Here is a 2,101-nt window from a genome sequence, read left to right on the forward strand (position 1 = left end):
GGACCGGCTCCGCGGGGGCGGTGGAGGTCGTCGGGGGCGCCGTGGGGCCGGCCGCCCGCTCCTCGGTGACCGGTCGCTTCGCGGTGAGGAGCAGGATGCCGGTGTCCCCGTACTCGGGCAGGGTGAGGTCCTTGGCGACCCTGGCGATCCGCAGACCGGTGGTACGGGGCGCGAAGACGGCCCGTAGGGCGGCTTCGTCGACCGGGCAGGCGGGCCAGACGGGTCCCTCGCCGATGCGGTAGCTCGGCATGCGTTCCATGAACGCCGCGAGGAGCCGCCCGCCGGGGCGGACCGCGCGGACGAAGGCGTCGCAGAACAGGGTGAACTCGCCGAAGTCCTCGGTGACGCTCTCGGCGACGAAGTTCATCGAGGCGAGGTCGTACGTGCCGGGCACCAGGTCGTCGACGGTGCCGGGCACGACCCGCACCGGGCGCAGCGCCTCCGTGCTGCTCTCGGGAAGGGCGGGGTCGAGGGAGCGGCACAGGGCGTAGAAGGGCTCCCAGCTGTCGTCGGGGCCCCGGTCGAGCTGCCGGCGCAGATAGCGGAGGTTGGCGGCGCTGGGTTCGAGGGCGTCGATGCGGCGGCTGGCGGCGCCCGCGAGCATCAGGGGGTAGAGGTTGGGGCCCGCGCCGAGTTCGAGGGTGCGGGCCAGACTGCCGGGGGCGCAGCGCCGGTAGACGGCGGCGTGGTGGTGGATGACGCCGATGTCGCAGGGGTGGAGCCGGCGGTAGTTCTCGGCGAGGTAGTCGGTGACGGGCCAGGCGTCCCAGTCGGCGTCCCGGTTGCGGCGCACCTGGGTCGTGCCCATCACGGCGGCTCCGGTGTCCGGGCGGCCGTGACGGCAGAGGGGCGTGCGGCGCCGGCGGATTGCAGGGGGAACCGCGCGGCGAGCCGGGTGAGCGCCGTGCAGAGCTCCTCGATCTCCTCGTCGGTGTTGGCGGCGGTGACCTGGACGCGGAAGCCGACCCGGTCGCGCGGGACGAGCGGGTACGAGGCGAGTGTCACGTAGATGCCGTGTTCCCAGAGGAAGGCGGCGACCTGGTCGAGGTCGTCGGCGTCGGCGAGCGGGATCTCGATGATCGGCAGTCCGTCGGTGTTGGGGGTGGCGATGCCCAGGGCGCGGACGTGGTCGAGGACACGGGCGGTCTTGCGGTGGAGACAGGCCCGGATCTCGTCTCCGCGTGCGTCGTTGACGTCGAGTCCGGCCAGGGCGGTGGCGAGGGACGCCGTCGGCGAGGGGCCGGAGTAGAGGTACGGGGCCGCCGCCACCTTGAGGTGGTCCTTGAGCCACTTCGGGACGGCGAGGAAGGCGAGCAGCGAGGAGAAGGCCTTGGAGAAGCCGCCGACCAGGACGAGGTCGTCGTAGGTCTCGCCGAGGTGGCGGACGATGCTGTTGCCGCGGGAGCCGTAGGGGCTGGTCTCGCCGGGCCGCCGCTCCCCTATGACCCCGAAGCCGTGGGCGTCGTCGATGTACAGCAGGGCGCCGTTCTCGCGGGAGACCCTGGCCAGGGTGGGGAGGTCGGGGAAGTTGCCGGTCATGCTGTTGACGCCGTCCATGCAGATGAGGCGGCTGGCGTCGGCGGGCGCGCCGCGCAGCAGCGACTCCAGCTCGTCGGGCCGCTCGGCGTGGAAGCGGTGGATCTCGGCGCCCTGGCCGCGGGCGGCGACGCAGCCGTCGTACACGGTGCGATGGGCCTGTGCCTCGACGAAGACCTGTCCGGTGCCGGCGAGGAGCGGGATCACCGACTGGTGGATGAGGGTGATGGTGGGCAGCAGCAGGGTGTCGGAGGCGCCGAGGAGTTCGGTGAGCCGCTCCTCGATCCGGGGGTAGAGCCGCGGGCTGCCGATGAGCCGGGACCAGCTGGGGTGGGTGCCCCAGCGCCTGACCTCCGGCTCGATCGCCTCGATGACCGTCGGGTCGAGGTCGAGACCCAGGTAGTTGCAGGAGGCGAAGTCGATGAGCCAGTCGTCGCCGACCCGGATGCGGCGGCCGTCGATCTCGTCGATGACGGCGTCGCACATGCGGCTGGTCCGGTGGAGGTGTTCGAGGTCGCGCCAGCGGGCGGCGCGCGGGGGGTGTGCCGCCCGCTGGCGCGACCTC

2 protein-coding genes are annotated in these 2,101 nt (G+C 72.9%); both read right to left on the reverse strand.

Annotated elements, in window-relative coordinates; translation table 11 throughout:
* Window positions 1-808 (reverse strand): class I SAM-dependent methyltransferase (locus AOK00_RS36300; RefSeq protein WP_063886723.1); only part of this gene is annotated, 808 nt, incomplete at its 3' end.
* Window positions 808-2,101 (reverse strand): aminotransferase class I/II-fold pyridoxal phosphate-dependent enzyme (locus AOK00_RS36305; protein WP_254047641.1); only part of this gene is annotated, 1,294 nt, incomplete at its 5' end. The genes AOK00_RS36300 and AOK00_RS36305, both read right to left, overlap by 1 nt.

Source organism: Streptomyces aureus, from assembly GCF_001418135.1.
In the GTDB taxonomy this organism is placed as follows: Bacteria; Actinomycetota; Actinomycetes; order Streptomycetales; family Streptomycetaceae; genus Streptomyces; species Streptomyces aureus_A.